The sequence below is a fragment of the Pseudomonas sp. EU05-FHT14B02 genome (assembly GCF_058791055.1).
The window spans coordinates 36,561-52,904 of record NZ_JBYTDD010000020.1 but is presented as its reverse complement, the minus strand read 5'-3'; the positions used below and the strand labels follow the sequence as shown (position 1 = coordinate 52,904).

Below are 16,344 nucleotides of genomic sequence, written 5' to 3'. Positions count from 1 at the left end.
CGGCGTTCCGACGATGGCCGCGCCTCGGTTCAAAGGCTTTATGCAGCCAACAGCCGCACCGCCTTGCCCTTCAACACCGCCAGATCAATCACCGGCACATGCATCTCTTTCGCCAGCTCATCCCACTGGCGCATGCGCAAGCTCACGGCACACAATGGGTCCTTCTCGAACGCCTCAGCCTCTTCAGTCGTCATCACCCCGCCCTGATATTCCAGGGTTCGGCGACTGGCTTCACTCAAGCGCTCGTAGTATCCCGCCTCCTTGAGCGTCAGGTAACGCTTGGCCTGCACGTGGTACTCGACCAGCCGAGCCATACGCTCGCCAAAACCAGCGCGACGCAGGTAGTCGGCACCGAGCCGCTCATGGCTGACCACCCCGAAGCCGCCCATGTTCTCCGCGCTTTCAGCGCAGATATGCCCGATGTCATGAAAGAACGCTGCCAGCACCACCTCATCGTCGTAACCTTCGGCCATGGCCAGTTCCGCCGCCTGAGACATGTGCTCGATCTGCGAAACCGGCTCACCGATGTAATCGCTGTCGCCAAAACGCTCGTACAGACTGAATACTTCGGCGACCACTTGTTCATTGCGCCCCATCAGATTTCCCCCAATACAGCTGCGATGTTTCGTTCAGCCATCGCCGGCCCGACGCTCATGCCGACACCGGTGTGCATCAACGCCACGCTCAGGCCTTTTGCCGGGCGCAGGAACGAAAACGGTCCCGGCCCCCGTGAACCATAGACCCCCTGCCAGCGTTCGACCACTTGCACCTTGCAGCCCAGGGTCTGCTCAGCCAGCTCGATCATCCAGTCGTCGACCTGCTCGGCATTGAAGGGTGACGGATCGCTGCCGTAATGGTGCGAATCACCAATGATCAATTCGCCATAGGGTGTCGGGCTGATCAGCAAGTGGATACCGTTTTCGTGCAGGTGCGGCGCGTACTGCAGGATTTCTGCCTGTACTGCCGCGGCCTCCGGCAAGTCGGCGAAGGCGCCGTAGTGCACGCAGCTCAAACCGGTGAGCAACGCGTGTTGCAGGTTGAGGTGGATTTGCGGTCGGGCGCGGAGCATTTGCAGGCGGCAAATTTGCGGCTCGAGCTCAGCGATCTGTTCGGCCAGTAACGTCTGATAATCGTGGCCGGAGCAGACAATGATCTGCTCGGCACTGAAGCTGCCGGCGGTGCTGTACAAGCGGCCCGGTTCGATATCGCGGACCAGGGTGGAGAAGTGAAACTCGACGCCCAGGTCGCGGCGCAGGAAGTCGATCAGCGCCGGAATCGCTTCGCGCGAATACAACTGCTGGTCGTCCATGCCATGCAACGCCGCGCGATGATGGCGGAACTGACCGCCATACAAATCGCGCAATGCGGCACCGCGCAACAGCTCGACACGGTAACCGTGCTCCACCGCGCGGCCGTCGCAAAAGGCTTGCAGCAGCTGTTCTTCCGCCTCGGTGCGGGCGAACAGGTACGAGCCATTGCGCTTGAGTTGCAGGCCGGCGAGCTGGGCCCAATCACCCCAGATTCCGCGACTGGCGCGGGCCAGTTCCAGCATTGGCCCCGGCGGTTGGCCAGTGACCAGTGCCTGGCCGAAGTTGCGCACCGAAGCGCCGACGGGTGTTGCGTTGCGCTCGAAAACCCTGACCTTGAGACCGCGCTTGGCGGCGGCATACGCGTGGGACAAACCCAGGATGCCGGCGCCGACGATCAGCATGTCGTTGTGTTGTGTCATGGGGTCTTGTCCTGAATTTGAAACCGCTTTCGCGAGCAAGCCCGCCCCCACATTGGAATGCGTACTCCTGTGGGAGCGAGCTTGCTCGCGATGAGGCCCTTTCAGCCGATAAAAATCTTACTTGGCCGCCACTTTCTCGGACTTGCCGTCATAGCGCTTGCGCCATTCGGTGAGGATCTCGTCGCGGTTCTTCGAGGCCCAGGCGAAGTCGTTCTTGATCAGGCGCTGTTCGTAGTCGGCCGGCAGTTCGGTCTGTGGCTTGGCGATGCCCGGCTGGGCGAGCACGGCGAAGTTTTCCTTGTAGAGCTCCATCGCCTCAGGGCTGGCCGAGAAGTCAGCCAGTTTCTTCGCCGCCTCTTCGTGGGCAGTGCCCTTGATCACAGCAGTCGCTTCTATCTCCCAGCCCAAGCCTTCCTTCGGCAGGATGATATCCAGCGGTGCGCCCTGGCGTTTCAGTTGAACAGCCGGGTACTCAAAGGAAATACCAATCGGGAATTCGCCAGCAGCCGCCAGTTTGCAAGGCTTGGAGCCGGAGTGAACGTACTGGCCAATGTTCTGGTGCAGGTCGTCCATGTAGGCCCAGCCCTGCTTCTCGCCGAAGGTCTGCAACCAGGCGCTGACGTCGAGGAAACCGGTGCCGGACGATGCCGGGTTTGGCATGACGATCTTGCCTTTGTACTCAGGCTTGGTCAGGTCCTGCCAGCTCACGGGCTTGGTCAAGCCCTGCTTCTCGGCTTCGACGGTGTTGAAGCAAATGGTCGCGGCCCACACGTCCATGCCGACCCAGGCTGGTGGGTTGGCGGCGTCGCGGTAGTTGGCGCCGATCTTGCCCAGGTCTTTCGGTGCGTAGCTTTGCAGCATGCCTTGCTGATCGAGAATCGCCAGGCTGGAAGCCGCCAGGCCCCACACGGCGTCAGCCTGCGGACGGGCTTTTTCGGCGAGCAGTTTGGCGGTGATGATGCCGGTGGAATCACGCACCCATTTGATTTCGACGTCCGGGTTGGCCTTTTCGAACGCTTGCTTGTAGGTCTTCAGTTGTTCGGCTTCAAGAGCGGTGTACACCGTCAACTCGGTTTTCGCCGCAAAGGCGTTCAGGCTGAAAGCGGTGAGGACAGCAGCGGCCAGGGCCATAGGCTTGAACATGATCTTTTCCTGTTTTTGAGTTGAGGGGTTGTGCAGATTCAATGACCGGGTGTGGTCTGCCGCCAGGCCTGGGAGCGGCGCAGCAAACCGCGCGAGGCCCAGGCCAGCAGCAGGGACACGCCCGCCGAGGTAATCAGGATCAGGGTCGACATCGCTGCCGCACCGCCGACGTTGCCGGCGTCATCCATGTTCAGCACCGCCACTGCTGCAAGGATGGTGTCGGGACTGTAGAGGAAGATCGCCGCCGAAACGGTGGTCATGGCCGAGACGAACAGGTAGCGCACGATGTCCAGTAGCGCCGGCAGGCAGATCGGCACGGTGACGCGCAGGTAGTGGCGGTACAGCGGCGCCTTGAGCGACAGCGCGGCGGCTTCAAACTCGGCATCGAGTTGACGCAGCGCGGTGGTGGCGGTCATTTGTGCGGTGGTCAAATAGTGAGCAATGGTGCAGACAATCAACAGTGTCATGGTCCCGTAGAGCACATGCAGCGGGTTGCCTGTGAGGTTGAAGAAGAAGACGTAGCCCAACCCCAGCACCAGGCCCGGCACCGCCATTGGCACGAAACTGAGCATGCGCAGGGTCAGGTTCAGACCGCGCTGACCCTTGGTTTTTTCCATCAGGTAGGCGCCGGTGAAAATCAGCAGGCTGCCGATCAACGCCGTACCCAAGGCCATCTTCAGGCTGTTGCCGTAGGCCAGCCAGCCACCGCCGGCGGTTTCGTTGAACTGATAATGGTTGAGCGACAGCGACAGGTTGTACGGCCAAAACTTCACCAGCGACGAGAACACCGCCATGCCGAACACCAGCAGCAATGCGACGCTGATCAGCAACACGATGGCCAGGTAGCATCCGTCGCGCCGCTTCGATGGCACAGGCTTGAACACCTGGGCACGACCGCTCATGGAGTCGCCGTGGCGCCGACGCAACCAGGCATCGACCCCGAAGCTGAACAGCGCCGGCAGCAGCAACACCATGCCGATCAAGGCACCACGGCCGAACTGCTGCTGACCCACCACCGCCTTGTAGGCCTCCAGCGCCAACACTTGATAGTCGCCACCGACCACCACGGGCACACCGAAATCGGTGATGGTCAGGGTGAACACCAGGCAGAACGCAGCGAACACGGCCTGACGGGTCGCCGGCCAGGTGATGCTGCGGAAGGCTTTTGCAGGACTCGCGCCCATGCTGGAGGCGGCATCGAACAGTCGTGCATCGGCCAGGGACAGAGCCGACAGAAGAATCATCAAGGCGTGCGGAAAGGTGTAGATGACTTCACCAAGCACAATGCCCCAGAAGCCGTAGATGTTGTCCGAAAGCAGGCCACGCAGCATGCCCTGGTTGCCGAACAGATAAACCAGCGCGATGCCGGGCAACATCGACGGCGCCATCAATGGCAGCAGGGAAATGCCACGCCAAATGCCTTTGGCGGGAATCAAGGTTCGTTGCAGCGCGTAGGCAAACAGGTAGGCCAGCGGTACGACAATGGCCGCGACACTGAGGGAAACCTTCAGGCTGTTACCGAGCAACCAGTGGAAGTTCTCGCTGGTCACCAGCTCTTTCGCTGCGACCCAGCCACCGCCCTGCCCGGCTTCGGCGCTGAAACCACGCCAGAAGATCGCCAGCAACGGCATCAACACGGCAACGCCGAGCAACACCAGCAGGAGGACTTTGCCACCGACCACGAACATCCGGTCACCGATCTCGGCGCGGGAGGTCTGCCGAACCTGCCTTTGCGGCAGCGGCAGCGCGAGGTTTGCGCTCATCAGGCAAACACCTGCAGGCTACGCGGCGGCAAGGCGACCATGATCTGCTGCGCACCAAGACGTGGCATGGCTTCCGGCGCCAGTTCCGCCAACAGCGCATGGCCCGGCAACTGATCGAGTTCGAAGCTCATGCGGCAGCGGTTGCCGAGAAAGGTGATTTCGCGAACCTTGGCCGGGAACAGGTTTTCCTCGTGCACCAGTGGGTTGACGTTGATTGCTTCCGGTCGGCAGAACAAACGGCCCGACGCGCTCTTGGCGCCGCCATCGGCCAGACGCATGCTCATTCCGCCGACCTGGGCATGGCTGTCGCTGCTGCGCTGGAACGGCAACCAGTTGCCCTGGCCGACGAACTCCGCCACGAATGGCGTGGCCGGGCGGTTGTAGATTTCCTGCGGCGTGGCGTACTGCTCGACCTTGCCGTTGTTCATCACGGCAATGCGGTCGGCCATCAGCATGGCCTCGTCCTGATTGTGGGTAACCATCAGCGTGGTGATGCCGAGGTTGCGTTGTAGCTGGCGCAGTTCGGTGCACAGGTGCTCGCGTACCCGGGCATCGAGGGCCGACATCGGCTCGTCGAGCAGTAACAGCGAAGGCGCCGGGGCCAGAGCGCGAGCCAGTGCAACCCGCTGCTGCTGGCCGCCGGACAACTGGCCGGGATACTTTTTCTCGCTGCCGCCCAGGCCGACCAGTTCCAGCATCTGGCCGATACGACGGCGCACTTCATCGCGACCGCTGCCGGCGAGGCCGTAGGCAATGTTCGCTTCAACGGTGAGATTAGGAAACAACGCGTAGGACTGGAACAGAATGCCGTAGTCCCGCGCCTGGGGCGCCAGGTGGGAAACGTCGCGATCGCCCAGGTACAACTCGCCGCGGTCCTGCTTCTCCAGACCGGCGATGCAGCGCAGCAAGGTGGTCTTGCCACAGCCCGACGGCCCCAATAGACACACCAGCTCACCGGCTGCCACGTCGAGGGACACGTTGTCCAGCGCGGTGAAGGCGCCAAAACGCTTCTGTACACCACGCACTTTCATCGGTGCGCCGGGATTGGTCAGGGCAGTTGCGATCGAGTTGTTCATGGACGGTCCTCATCGAGCAGATGGGGGTCATCCTAGAGTTGTAATGAGTCCGTCATGTGGCAGTAAGGCAAAAACTGCCGATAGTGGTATTCAAGGATTTTGGTTCAAGTCTTGTGTTGCCTGAACTGGCCTCATCGCGAGCAAGCTCGCTCCCACTGTGGGTTTGAGGTGAAGCACAGATTGTGTGAACACCCAAAATCCCTGTGGGAGCGCGCTTGCTCGCGATGAGGTCGGTACAGACACCACAGAATTCAGGCCGGGGACATTTCCTGCGCCAACCCCAGAAACGCCGCCGGCAGCCGCGTGTTTTTGCGCTCCTTGAGGCAGTACAAGTATTCGGGAATCTGCGGCGCATTCTCGATGGTCAGCACCCGCAGTTGCGGATCATGGGGCACTTCCTGACGGGCAATGATGCTGATACCGATGTTGCGCAACACCGCTTCGCGGATCGATTCACGACTGCCGATCTCCAGCAGCGGGCCGAAGCACACGCCAGCGCTGGCCAGTAACTCTTCGGTCAAACGACGGGTGGTCGAGCCCGGCTCACGCATCAGCAAGGTATGTCCGGCCAGCGCGCTGAGCGGCACGTGATCGTGAACCGCCAGCGGATGATTGCGATGCACCGCCAGCACCAGCGGATCGCTGCCGAGCACCCGGCGAATCAACCGCGCATCCTCCAGTAACAGCGAAGAGGCGGCGACATCGACACGGTAATCCTCCAATGCTTCGAGCACTTGCTGGGAGTTACCGATTTCCACCGAAACCTCAACCTGAGGCAATCGCTCGCGAAAGGTCTTCACCAGGTCGAGGATGTAATACGGCGCCGTGGCGGCGATACGCAATGTGCCCTGGATCTGGCCGCAGTTACGCAGGAAAAACTCGATGTCGGCTTCCTGTTGCAGCAGTACCTTGACCATCGGCAGCAGTCGCGCGCCCTCTTCGCTGACGCTCAGACGCCGGCCGCCACGGTAGAACAACTCGACCGAATACTGACTTTCGAGGTTGCGGATCTGCGTCGTCACCGTCGGCTGGCTCAGACCAAGCTTTTTTGCAGCCTGGGTAATGCTGCCCAGGCGGGCCACCATGTAAAACGCCTTCAGCTCGGCACTCAGCACAACCGTCCCTCATCCTTTACTTGCGCAGCAGGCGCAATCCGTTGAACACCACCAGCAAACTCACACCCATGTCGGCGAACACGGCCATCCACATGGTAGCGACCCCGGCGAAGGTTACCCCAAGAAAGATCGCCTTGATGACCAAAGCCAGGGCGATGTTTTGCTTGAGAATGCTCGATGTCTGCCGTGACAGGCGGATGAATGCCGGGATCTTTCGCAGATCGTCGTCCATCAGGGCAACATCGGCGGTTTCGATCGCAGTATCGGTGCCGGCGGCGGCCATGGCGAAACCGATCTCCGAGCGCGCCAGGGCCGGGGCGTCGTTGATGCCGTCGCCGACCATGCCGACCCGATGCCCTTGGGCATAAAGGGCATCGATGGCTTGCAATTTGTCACCCGGCAACAGGTCGCCCTTGGCCTCGTCGATGCCGACTTGTGCAGCGATAGCCTGCGCGGTGTGGACGTTATCGCCGGTGAGCATCAGAGTCTTGATGCCCAGGTCATGCAGTTGCCGGATAGCTTCGCGGCTGGACTCTTTTACCGTGTCCGCCACGGCAAACAGCGCCAACGGGCCGGACGAATCAAGCAGCAGCACCACAGACTTGCCCTGCTTTTCCAGGGCAAACAGCTTTTCTTCCAGCGCTGGCGAACACAGGCCCAGATCCTCCACAAGACGATGGTTGCCCAGATGGTAGAGCTGGCCGTTGATCTCGCCGCGCACCCCGCGCCCGCCCAGCGCTTCGAAGTTATCCACAATCAGCGTAGCGGTCTGGTTATCCACAGCCGTCTTGGCGATGGCCAGGGAAACCGGGTGATCCGAGCGCCCGGCCAACGCGGCGGCAATGGCGGGCGCCGAGTCGTCGACGGTCGGGTCCAGCGACAGGTAATCGGTCTGCACCGGTTTGCCATGGGTGATGGTGCCGGTCTTGTCCAGGGCCAGGTAGTCGAGCTTGTAACCGCCCTCCAGATAAACGCCGCCCTTGACCAGAATGCCTTTACGCGCCGCCGCCGCGAGACCGCTGACGACGGTCACCGGCGTGGAGATCACCAGCGCACACGGGCAGGCCACCACCAGCAGCACCAGCGCCCGGTAGATCCAATCGAACCACAACTCGCCCATGAACAATGGCGGGATCACCGCCACCGCCAGGGCCAGGACAAACACCGCCGGGGTGTAGATTTTCGAGAAGCTGTCGACGAAACGCTGGGTCGGCGCCCGCACGCCCTGAGCCTGTTCGACGGCGTGGATGATGCGGGCCAGGGTCGAGTTATCCGCCGCGGCGGTCACCTCGTACTCCAGGGACCCGGCCTGATTGATGGTGCCGGCGAAGACTTTGTCGCCGACGATTTTTTCCACCGGCAGGCTTTCACCAGTGATTGGTGCCTGATCGATGGTCGAGCGACCGGACAGCACTTCGCCGTCCAGGCCGATACGCTCGCCGGGGCGCACCCGCACCCGCGCGCCAAGCCCAATGTTTTTGACATCCTGCTCAAGCCAGCTCCCGTCAGCCTGAAACACCGTTGCCGTGTCCGGCGTCATCTGCATCAAACCGCTGATGGCATTGCGCGCGCGGTCAAGGGACCTGGCTTCGATCAACTCGGCCACGGTGAACAGGAACATCACCATCGCCGCTTCCGGCCACTGACCGATCAGCACCGCGCCGGTCACGGCAATGCTCATCAGCGCGTTGATGTTCAGATTGCGGTTTTTAAGGGCGATCCAGCCTTTTTTGTAAGTACCGAGGCCACCACTGAGAATCGAGACCAGCGCGATAACCGCCACCACCCAGTTCGGCGCGAAACCGGTGAAGTGGATAACTTCTGCCAGCAATGCACCAACACCGGACAGCGCCAGGGGCCACCACGGCTTTTTCCGGGGCGCGGGCGCCGGGGTTTCATCACCCTGGACCATCGGCTCGGCCTGCATGCCCAAGGATTTGATGGCCTCGACGATCGGCTCGATACCGGGCAAATCGTGGGTTACGCCGAGCACTCGATTAATCAGATTGAACTCAAGCTGCTGCACGCCGGTCAGTTTGCTTAGCTTGTTCTGAATCAGCGTCTGTTCAGTTGGACAGTCCATTGCCTCGATGCGGAAACTGCTCAGTCGGGCTCCGGGCGTCGGCGATTCGCTCAGTTTTACCAGCGCAGGCGCTGCCGCTTTAGATGAGCAGCAGGCGTCGCCGTGACCGCCGTGGCCATGTTTTTGCACGGGCTTGAGCTTGTGGCTGTGCTCGTGCTCAGCCCCGGGTTTGTGGGAGTGCAGGGAATCGCTCATTGGTTGCGTCCATAAGAGTGCCTGTTGCCAAGTAAAGACCCTGTAGCCACTATAGGGTCAAGCACCCTTTCTGGAGTTTTGGAGATTGGCGTCATGAAAATTGGAGAGTTGGCGAAACTCACGGACTGCGCCGTGGAGACGATCCGCTACTACGAGCGCGAGAACCTTCTGCCGGAACCGGCCCGCAGTGACGGCAATTATCGCGTCTATACCCAGGCCCACGCCGAGCGCCTGACCTTCATCCGCAACTGTCGCACCCTCGACATGACGCTCGAAGAAATCCGCAGCCTGCTGGCGTTTCGCGACAGTCCGCAGGATCAGTGCGAAAGCGTCAACGCGCTGATTGACGAACACATCCACCATGTAAAGGCGCGGATCGACGGCTTGTTGGCCTTGCAGACGCAACTGCTCAACCTGCGCCAACGCTGCAGTGAAGGGCCAAGTATCGATCAATGCGGGATATTGCAGCGGCTGGAAGTGAGCGGCGGGGTGGTGGCGACGGAGGTTGAGCATTCCCATGTAGGCCGCAGTCACGGCCACTAGAAACAACACCTACCCCCTGTAGGAGCGAGCTTGCTCGCGATGGTCGTGAACGATGACGCGTATTGTCTGAAAAAGTGCGTCGTCCTTGAGTTCATCGCGAGCAAGCTCGCTCCTACAGAGGGATGGCGTGAAGCGTCAGACCGCCATCGGCGCGGTCATCGGCGCGTGGTGTTCGTAGCCTTCCAGTGAAAAATCGCCCGGCTCCACCAGCTCCAGCCATTCCGGCTGATAAACACCCGTCTTGGCAAACTCCGGCACACGGTCGGAAATCACCAGTTTCGGCATCGGGAACGGCTCGCGCTTGAGCTGTTCGTTGAGCATGTCCAAGTGGTTTTCGTAGACGTGGGCATCACCGATGAAATAAGTGAACCAACGTGGCGTATAGCCCGTCAGACGACCGATCAGGCTCAGCAGCGCAGCGCCTTCGGTGAGGTTGAACGGCGTGCCCAGGCCCAGGTCGTTGGAACGGATGTAGAGGGTCAAAGAGATCTCTTTGGTCTCGACATTCGGATGGAACTGGTACAGCAAGTGGCACGGCGGCAGAGCCATTTCATCGAGCTGGGCGCAGTTCCAGCCGTGGAACAGAATGCGGCGGCTGCCCGGGTCCTTGATGATGGTATCGACGCACTGGCGAACCTGGTCGATGGCCTTGTACAGCACCACGTAGGCCTGACCGTCTTCCTCGCCTTCGGCAATCTGGCGATAGCCCTGCTTCAGGGTCTGCTCGATGGCAGCCGGGTTGCTGATCGGAATCTGCTTGTACGCCGGCCATTTGCGCCATTGCACGCCGTAGATTTCGCCGAGGTCATCTTCGCCCTGACGGAACGGGTTGGCCAGCCACTGGGCGTTTTCGTTGGCGTTCTGGTCCCAGACCTTGCAGCCCAGGGCGCGGAATTCGGCAGCGTTATTTACGCCACGCAAGAATCCGCACATTTCGCCGATGGCCGATTTGAACGCCATTTTGCGCGTGGTAATCGCCGGGAAACCTTCCTGCAGGTCATAACGCAGCATCGCACCGGGAAAACTGATGGTGTTCACGCCGGTACGGTTAGCCTGTTTGGTGCCGTTCTTGATGACGTGGGCGACCAGTTCGAGATATTGCTTCATGAATTACCTGTGTCCTTGAACCTGCAACCATCGCTGCGGGGTTCGAATTTTATACGGCTGCCGCTGGAGTCGCAGGGGCGCGGTGATACGCCAGCCAGATCAGGAACAGCCCGCCGACGATCATCGGTACGCACAACACCTGACCCATGGTCAGCCAGTTCCAGGCCAGATAGCCCAACTGGGCGTCCGGTACGCGGACGAACTCGACGATGAATCGGAAGATGCCATAGAACAGCGCGAACATCCCCGATACCGCCATAGTCGGCCGCGGCTTGCGCGAGAACAGCCAAAGGATCAGGAACAGTGCCACGCCTTCGAGGGCGAACTGGTACAGCTGCGACGGATGACGCGCCTGTTGCGCCGGATCGGTCGGAAAGACCATCGCCCACGGCACGTCGGTTGCTTTGCCCCACAACTCGGCGTTGATGAAGTTGCCGATGCGCCCGGCACCCAGGCCGATCGGCACCATCGGTGCGACGAAGTCCATCAGTTGGAAGAACGACTTGTTGTTCTTCTTGCCGAACCACAATGCCGCCAGCATCACGCCGATGAAACCGCCGTGGAACGACATACCGCCCTTCCACACTTCGAAGATCAGCGTCGGGTTGGCCAGATAGGCACCCAGATCGTAGAACAGCACATAACCCAGCCGCCCGCCGACAATCACCCCCATCGACATCCAGAACACCATGTCGGAGAGTTTTTCCTTGGTCCAGGTCGGGTCGAAGCGGTTCAACCGACGGGAGGCCAGCAGCCAGGCGCCGCCGATGCCGATCAGGTACATCAGACCGTACCAGTGGATTTTCAGCGGACCGATGGCCAGGGCCACCGGGTCGATCTGCGGGTAAGGCAGCATTGCGACTCCTCATTAGAGTTCAAATCTTAAAAATTCCCGGGCGACGCTGCCACCTCAGGATTAAGCCAGGATTGCGCTGCCCGTCAGAGCAGATGCTTCAGACTAGAAAGTTCAGGCCAACGCAGAACAGCAAAGCGGCAAACAGCCGTTTCAGCAACTTCGGCGACAACCTGTGGGCCAATCGCGCGCCCAAGCGGGCGAACACCATGCTGGTCAGGGCAATGCCCAGCAACGCCGGCAAATAAATAAAACCGAGACTATGGGCCGGGAGCAACGGATCGTGCCAGCCCAGAATCATGAAACTTAATGCACTGGCCAGGGCAATTGGCAGACCGCAGGCCGATGAAGTGGCCACGGCGTGCTGCATCGGCACACTGCGCCAGGTCAGGAATGGCACGGTCAACGAACCACCGCCAATGCCGAAAATCGCCGAAGCCCAGCCAATCACGCTGCCGGCCACGGTCAGACCGAGTTTGCCCGGCACGGTTCGGGTGGCCTTTGGTTTAACCTCCAGCGCCAGCTGAGCGGCGATCACCAGGGCGAAAACACCAATGAGCTTCTGCAGGTTGGGGCCGGAAATCGCTTCGGCCGTCAGCGCGCCAAACCCGGCACCGACCAGAATGCCGACGGTCATCCACATGAAGATCGGCCAACGCACGGCGCCACGGCGATGATGCTCGCGTACCGCGTTGACCGAGGTAAAGATGATCGTCGCCAGGGAGGTACCCACCGCCAGATGCGTGAGGATCGACGGATCGAACCCTTGGGCCTTGAAGCTGAACACCAGCACCGGGACGATGATGATCCCGCCGCCCACGCCAAACAGCCCGGCGAGTACACCTGCACAGGCGCCGAGCGCCAGATAGAGCAGAAATTCCATAGTCGTCCCGCCCGCATCCCCAAAACCGGAGCGGCATGGTAACGGATGCATGGCCTCAAGCTCCACTGCGCAAGGCGATGGATCGATGAGCGATGTCTGCGTAGAGTGAGCAAAAAACACACAAGGACAGCCTGATGTGCCTGATTGTTTTTGCCTGGCGACCGGGTCATGCCCAGCCGCTGGTCGTGGCGGCCAACCGCGATGAGTTCTACGCCCGCCCCAGCCTGCCCCTGGCGCCGTGGCCCGAAGCGCCTCATGTGCATGCCGGGCGCGACCTCGAGGCCGGTGGCACCTGGCTCGGTGTCGGTGCCAACGGACGATTTGCGGCGCTGACCAACATCCGCGATCCCCATCGACCGCCGGGACGCAAGTCTCGTGGGGAGCTGGTCGCGCGATTCCTCGAGGGCGATTGCTCGATTGATGACTATTTGGCCGACGTTGTCAGACGTTCGCCTGAATATGGCGGTTTCAATCTACTGGTTGCCAACAGGAACGAGCTCTGGCACTTCAACGCCCGGGAGACGGAGGCCGTAATGCTGCAACCGGGAGTCTACGGCGTGTCGAACGCCGGGCTGGATACGCCGTGGCCGAAGCTGCTCAAGGCCAAGGCTGCATTGAGCGAGGCGCTGGATGACCCGCAACCTCAGGCGCTGTTGGCGTTACTGAGCGATGCGCAGACCGCGCCGTTTGTCGAGTTGCCGGATACCGGAGTGGGGCTGGTCACCGAAACGTTGTTGTCGAGCGTGTTCATTGCCAGCCAGAGTTATGGAACGCGGGCGAGTACGGCGTTGATTGTGCAGGCGGATGGGGCAATGCATATGGTCGAAAGGAGTTTCGGGCCGTATGGCGGGCATCTTGGGGAAGTGGAGATCAAGCTTTAGTCTTGTGTTGCCAGCACAGGCCTCATCGCGAGCAAGCTCGCTCCCAAAGGGGATTTGCGGCGTTCACAGATCCAGTGTGGGAGCGAGCTTGCTCGCGATGGGGCCATCAGCGTTTTAGAGGGGCTTGATTGCTGCCGGATTGATCATCCGCGCCAAGCCGAGGTTCTTCAGCGCCAGCTGCAACGAGCTGTGAATCACTTGCGGGTTATCGATGGTCATTAGCTCAGCCAGCAATTCCCTGGCCTTGCTCAGGTTGATCTGGCGCAGCATCCACTTCACTTTCGGCAAGTTGGTGGCGTTCATCGACAGGCTGTCGAACCCCATCGCCATCAACAGCACCGCCGCCGCCGGATCACCGGCCATTTCACCGCAGATACTCACTGGCTTGCCTTCGGCGTGGGCATCACGCACCACGTTCTGCAGCGCCTGAAGCACTGCTGGGTGCAGGTAATCGTAAAGGTCGGCCACCCGCGGGTTGTTGCGGTCCACGGCCAGCAGGTACTGGGTCAGGTCGTTGGAACCGACCGACAGGAAATCCACTTGCCGCGCCAGTTCTTTGGTCTGGTACACCGCCGCCGGAATCTCGATCATCACGCCAATCGGCGGCATCGGCACGTCGCAGCCTTCGTCGCGTACTTCGCCCCAGGCGCGGTGGATCAGGTGCAGCGCTTCTTCCAGTTCATGGGTGCCGGAGATCATCGGCAGCAGAATCCGCAGGTTGTTCAGGCCTTCGCTGGCCTTGAGCATGGCACGGGTCTGCACCAGGAAGATTTCCGGGTGGTCGAGGGTGACGCGAATGCCGCGCCAGCCGAGGAACGGGTTATCTTCCTTGATCGGGAAGTACGACAGTGACTTGTCGCCGCCGATGTCCAGGGTGCGCATGGTGACGGGTTGCGGGTGGAACGCAGACAGTTGCTCGCGGTAGATCGCCAGTTGTTCCTTTTCGCTCGGGAAACGCTGGTTGATCATGAACGGCACTTCAGTGCGGTACAGGCCCACGCCTTCGGCACCACGCTTCTGCGCACGCGCCACATCCGCCAGCAGGCCGGTGTTGACCCACAGCGGCATGCGGTGGCCATCGACCGTCACGCACGGCAGATCGCGCAGCGCATCCAGCCCCAGGGCCAGTTGTTTCTCTTCCTCGACCACCTCGGCGAACTGCTTGCGCAGCACTTCACTCGGGTTGGTGTAGACCTCGCCGTGGTAGCCGTCGACGATCATCTGGATGCCGTCGACCTTGGAGTACGGCAGGTCGACCAGGCCCATCACGGTCGGGATGCCCATGGCGCGGGCCAGGATCGCGACGTGGGAGTTACCGGAACCGAGTACCGACACCAGGCCGGCCAGCTTGCCTTCCGGCACCTCACCGAGCATCGCTGGAGTCAGTTCTTCGCTGACCAAAATGGTGTTGTCGGGGTAGACCAGGGTTTGCTGACGCTCTTCCTGCAAATAAGCCAGCAAGCGACGGCCGAGATCCTTGACGTCGGATGCACGCTCGCGCAGGTAAGCGTCGTCCATCAATTCGAAACGGTTGACGTGATCGGTGACCACCTGGCGCAACGCGCCCTGAGCCCACTGGCCGGTCTTGATCACGGTGGTCACTTCGCTGCCCAGCGCAGCATCGTCGAGCATCATCAGGTAGACGTCGAACAAGGCCCGCTCTTCAGGGCGCAACTGCGTGGCAAGCTTGGCGGACAAGGTGCGCATGTCGGCGCGCACGCCCTCGATGGCGGTCTTGAAAAGCCCCAGCTCAGCGTCGATGTCGGTGATGGTCTTGTCCGGCACCACATCCAGGTCAGCGGGCGGCAGCATGACCACCGCAGTACCGACCGCAGCACCCGGCGAGCCCGGTACGCCGACGAACTTGGCTTCCTGGATGCCCTTGCCCTGACGACCCAGGCCACGGATGGAACCTGTGGCCTCGGCATGGGCGATAACGCCGGCCAACTGTGCGCTCATGGTCACGAGGAAGGCTTCTTCCCCTTCATCGAACTGGCGACGCTCTTTTTGCTGGATGACCAACACGCCGACGACGCGACGGTGGTGGATGATCGGCGCCCCGAGGAACGAAGCGAAACGCTCTTCACCGGTTTCGGCGAAGTAGCGATAGCGCGGGTGGTCCGCGGCGTTTTCGAGGTTCAGGGGTTCTTCACGCGTGCCGACCAGACCCACCAGACCTTCGTTGGGGGCCATGCTGACCTTGCCGATCGAGCGCTTGTTCAAGCCCTCGGTGGCCATCAGTACGAACCGGTTGGTCTCCGGATCAAGCAGGTAGACCGAGCAGACCTGGCTGCCCATGGCCTCTTTGACGCGCAACACAATAATCCCCAACGCCGCCTTGAGATCCTTGGCGGAGTTAACTTCCTGGACGATCTTGCGCAGCGTATTGAGCATGGCTCGGGGTCGAACTCCGTCGTCAGTCGCGCGCTAAAAGGCGCGGGGCAAGCTCTTTGAGAGCGCGTCGATACACCTCGCGCTTGAATGTCACCACCTGGCCCAACGGATACCAATAGCTGACCCAGCGCCAGCCATCGAATTCCGGTTTACCGGTCAAATCCATCCGCACCCGCTGCTCGTTGGAGATCAGGCGCAGGAGAAACCATTTCTGTTTCTGGCCGATGCACAGCGGTTGGCTGTGGGTACGTACCAGACGTTGCGGCAAACGATAGCGCAACCAGCCCCGGGTGCAGGCGAGAATTTCAACATCTTCGCGCTCAAGGCCCACTTCTTCGTTCAGCTCGCGGTACAAGGCGTCTTCTGGCGTCTCTTCGGGGTTGATTCCCCCCTGCGGAAACTGCCAGGCATCTTGATTGATTCGGCGAGCCCATAGCACCTGGCCGGCGTCATTCGTCAGAATGATCCCGACATTGGGGCGAAAACCATCGGGGTCGATCACGGCAACAACCTCGCAAACGCATGTCGCCGCATTGTTCCACAAAGGTTGTGAAGGCGGCAACGAAGGTTCCTACCTTA

General features: G+C 61.0%; 14 protein-coding genes. 2 read left to right on the top strand and 12 right to left on the bottom strand.

The window, feature by feature from the left end; all coding sequences use genetic code 11:
- Positions 1-38: 38 nt before the first annotated feature.
- From AC3WTM_RS18725 to AC3WTM_RS18695, 7 genes are all read right to left on the bottom strand, one after another.
- The gene (locus tag AC3WTM_RS18725) at positions 39-596 is read right to left on the bottom strand and encodes a phosphonate degradation HD-domain oxygenase (protein WP_102670597.1); all 558 of its coding nucleotides are present in this window, start codon (positions 594-596) and stop codon (positions 39-41) included.
- Positions 596-1,729 (bottom strand): TIGR03364 family FAD-dependent oxidoreductase, encoded by a 1,134-nt coding sequence (locus tag AC3WTM_RS18720; protein WP_102670596.1) that lies wholly within the window; start codon positions 1,727-1,729, stop codon positions 596-598. The genes AC3WTM_RS18725 and AC3WTM_RS18720 overlap by 1 nt, the downstream gene beginning before the upstream one ends.
- A gap of 117 nt (positions 1,730-1,846) precedes the next feature.
- On the bottom strand, positions 1,847-2,872 hold the full coding sequence (locus tag AC3WTM_RS18715; protein WP_102670595.1) for a putative 2-aminoethylphosphonate ABC transporter substrate-binding protein: 1,026 nt from the start codon (positions 2,870-2,872) through the stop codon (positions 1,847-1,849).
- Between the two features lie 38 nt (positions 2,873-2,910).
- Positions 2,911-4,635, bottom strand: a complete 1,725-nt coding sequence (locus AC3WTM_RS18710) for a putative 2-aminoethylphosphonate ABC transporter permease subunit (protein WP_102670594.1) — start codon at positions 4,633-4,635, stop codon at positions 2,911-2,913.
- The gene (locus AC3WTM_RS18705) at positions 4,635-5,711 is read right to left on the bottom strand and encodes a putative 2-aminoethylphosphonate ABC transporter ATP-binding protein (RefSeq protein ID WP_102670593.1); all 1,077 of its coding nucleotides are present in this window, start codon (positions 5,709-5,711) and stop codon (positions 4,635-4,637) included. Before AC3WTM_RS18705 ends, AC3WTM_RS18710 begins: the two co-directional genes overlap by 1 nt.
- A gap of 251 nt (positions 5,712-5,962) precedes the next feature.
- Positions 5,963-6,826, bottom strand: a complete 864-nt coding sequence (locus AC3WTM_RS18700) for a LysR family transcriptional regulator (protein WP_102670592.1) — start codon at positions 6,824-6,826, stop codon at positions 5,963-5,965.
- Positions 6,827-6,842: 16 nt separating this feature from the next.
- Entirely contained in the window at positions 6,843-9,104 is a 2,262-nt protein-coding gene (locus AC3WTM_RS18695; RefSeq protein WP_102670591.1) for a heavy metal translocating P-type ATPase, read from the bottom strand.
- Between the two features lie 93 nt (positions 9,105-9,197).
- Here AC3WTM_RS18695 and cadR point away from each other — a divergent pair, with 93 nt between their 5' ends.
- Positions 9,198-9,647: a Cd(II)/Pb(II)-responsive transcriptional regulator gene (gene cadR / locus AC3WTM_RS18690; RefSeq protein ID WP_102670590.1), complete on the top strand. Its 450-nt coding sequence runs from the start codon at positions 9,198-9,200 to the stop codon at positions 9,645-9,647.
- 135 nt (positions 9,648-9,782) lie between these two features.
- On the opposite strand, the gene AC3WTM_RS18685 is transcribed toward cadR, so the two are convergent.
- The 3 genes from AC3WTM_RS18685 to AC3WTM_RS18675 all read right to left on the bottom strand — a co-directional run bounded on the left by AC3WTM_RS18685 (position 9,783) and on the right by AC3WTM_RS18675 (position 12,490).
- Positions 9,783-10,754, bottom strand: coding sequence for a thymidylate synthase (locus AC3WTM_RS18685; RefSeq protein WP_102670589.1), 972 nt, complete (start codon positions 10,752-10,754; stop codon positions 9,783-9,785).
- A 49-nt stretch (positions 10,755-10,803) separates the two neighbouring features.
- Positions 10,804-11,610, bottom strand: coding sequence for a prolipoprotein diacylglyceryl transferase (gene lgt / locus AC3WTM_RS18680; protein WP_102670588.1), 807 nt, complete (start codon positions 11,608-11,610; stop codon positions 10,804-10,806).
- Positions 11,611-11,707: 97 nt separating this feature from the next.
- Entirely contained in the window at positions 11,708-12,490 is a 783-nt protein-coding gene (locus AC3WTM_RS18675; protein WP_102670587.1) for a sulfite exporter TauE/SafE family protein, read from the bottom strand.
- 134 nt (positions 12,491-12,624) lie between these two features.
- Here AC3WTM_RS18675 and AC3WTM_RS18670 point away from each other — a divergent pair, with 134 nt between their 5' ends.
- Complete coding sequence (locus AC3WTM_RS18670; protein WP_102670586.1) at positions 12,625-13,371, top strand: NRDE family protein; 747 nt, start codon at positions 12,625-12,627, stop codon at positions 13,369-13,371.
- Between the two features lie 114 nt (positions 13,372-13,485).
- Here the strand turns inward: AC3WTM_RS18670 and ptsP are convergent, their stop codons facing one another.
- Together ptsP and AC3WTM_RS18660 are read right to left on the bottom strand one after the other, a co-directional pair.
- Positions 13,486-15,765: a phosphoenolpyruvate--protein phosphotransferase gene (ptsP, locus tag AC3WTM_RS18665; protein ID WP_057712870.1), complete on the bottom strand. Its 2,280-nt coding sequence runs from the start codon at positions 15,763-15,765 to the stop codon at positions 13,486-13,488.
- A gap of 22 nt (positions 15,766-15,787) precedes the next feature.
- Positions 15,788-16,267, bottom strand: coding sequence for an RNA pyrophosphohydrolase (locus tag AC3WTM_RS18660; RefSeq protein WP_003229203.1), 480 nt, complete (start codon positions 16,265-16,267; stop codon positions 15,788-15,790).
- Positions 16,268-16,344: the final 77 nt, after the last annotated feature.

Excerpts from the sequence above, each read along its gene's own strand:
- AC3WTM_RS18725 (WP_102670597.1), bottom strand. The coding sequence starts at position 596 with ATGGGGCGCAATGAACAAGTGGTCGCCGAAGTATTCAGTCTGTACGAG.
- AC3WTM_RS18720 (WP_102670596.1), bottom strand. The coding sequence starts at position 1,729 with ATGACACAACACAACGACATGCTGATCGTCGGCGCCGGCATCCTGGGT.
- AC3WTM_RS18715 (WP_102670595.1), bottom strand. The coding sequence starts at position 2,872 with ATGTTCAAGCCTATGGCCCTGGCCGCTGCTGTCCTCACCGCTTTCAGC.
- AC3WTM_RS18710 (WP_102670594.1), bottom strand. The coding sequence starts at position 4,635 with ATGAGCGCAAACCTCGCGCTGCCGCTGCCGCAAAGGCAGGTTCGGCAG.
- AC3WTM_RS18705 (WP_102670593.1), bottom strand. The coding sequence starts at position 5,711 with ATGAACAACTCGATCGCAACTGCCCTGACCAATCCCGGCGCACCGATG.
- AC3WTM_RS18695 (WP_102670591.1), bottom strand. The coding sequence starts at position 9,104 with ATGAGCGATTCCCTGCACTCCCACAAACCCGGGGCTGAGCACGAGCAC.
- cadR (WP_102670590.1), top strand. The coding sequence starts at position 9,198 with ATGAAAATTGGAGAGTTGGCGAAACTCACGGACTGCGCCGTGGAGACG.
- AC3WTM_RS18685 (WP_102670589.1), bottom strand. The coding sequence starts at position 10,754 with ATGAAGCAATATCTCGAACTGGTCGCCCACGTCATCAAGAACGGCACC.
- lgt (WP_102670588.1), bottom strand. The coding sequence starts at position 11,610 with ATGCTGCCTTACCCGCAGATCGACCCGGTGGCCCTGGCCATCGGTCCG.
- AC3WTM_RS18675 (WP_102670587.1), bottom strand. The coding sequence starts at position 12,490 with ATGGAATTTCTGCTCTATCTGGCGCTCGGCGCCTGTGCAGGTGTACTC.
- AC3WTM_RS18670 (WP_102670586.1), top strand. The coding sequence starts at position 12,625 with ATGTGCCTGATTGTTTTTGCCTGGCGACCGGGTCATGCCCAGCCGCTG.
- ptsP (WP_057712870.1), bottom strand. The coding sequence starts at position 15,765 with ATGCTCAATACGCTGCGCAAGATCGTCCAGGAAGTTAACTCCGCCAAG.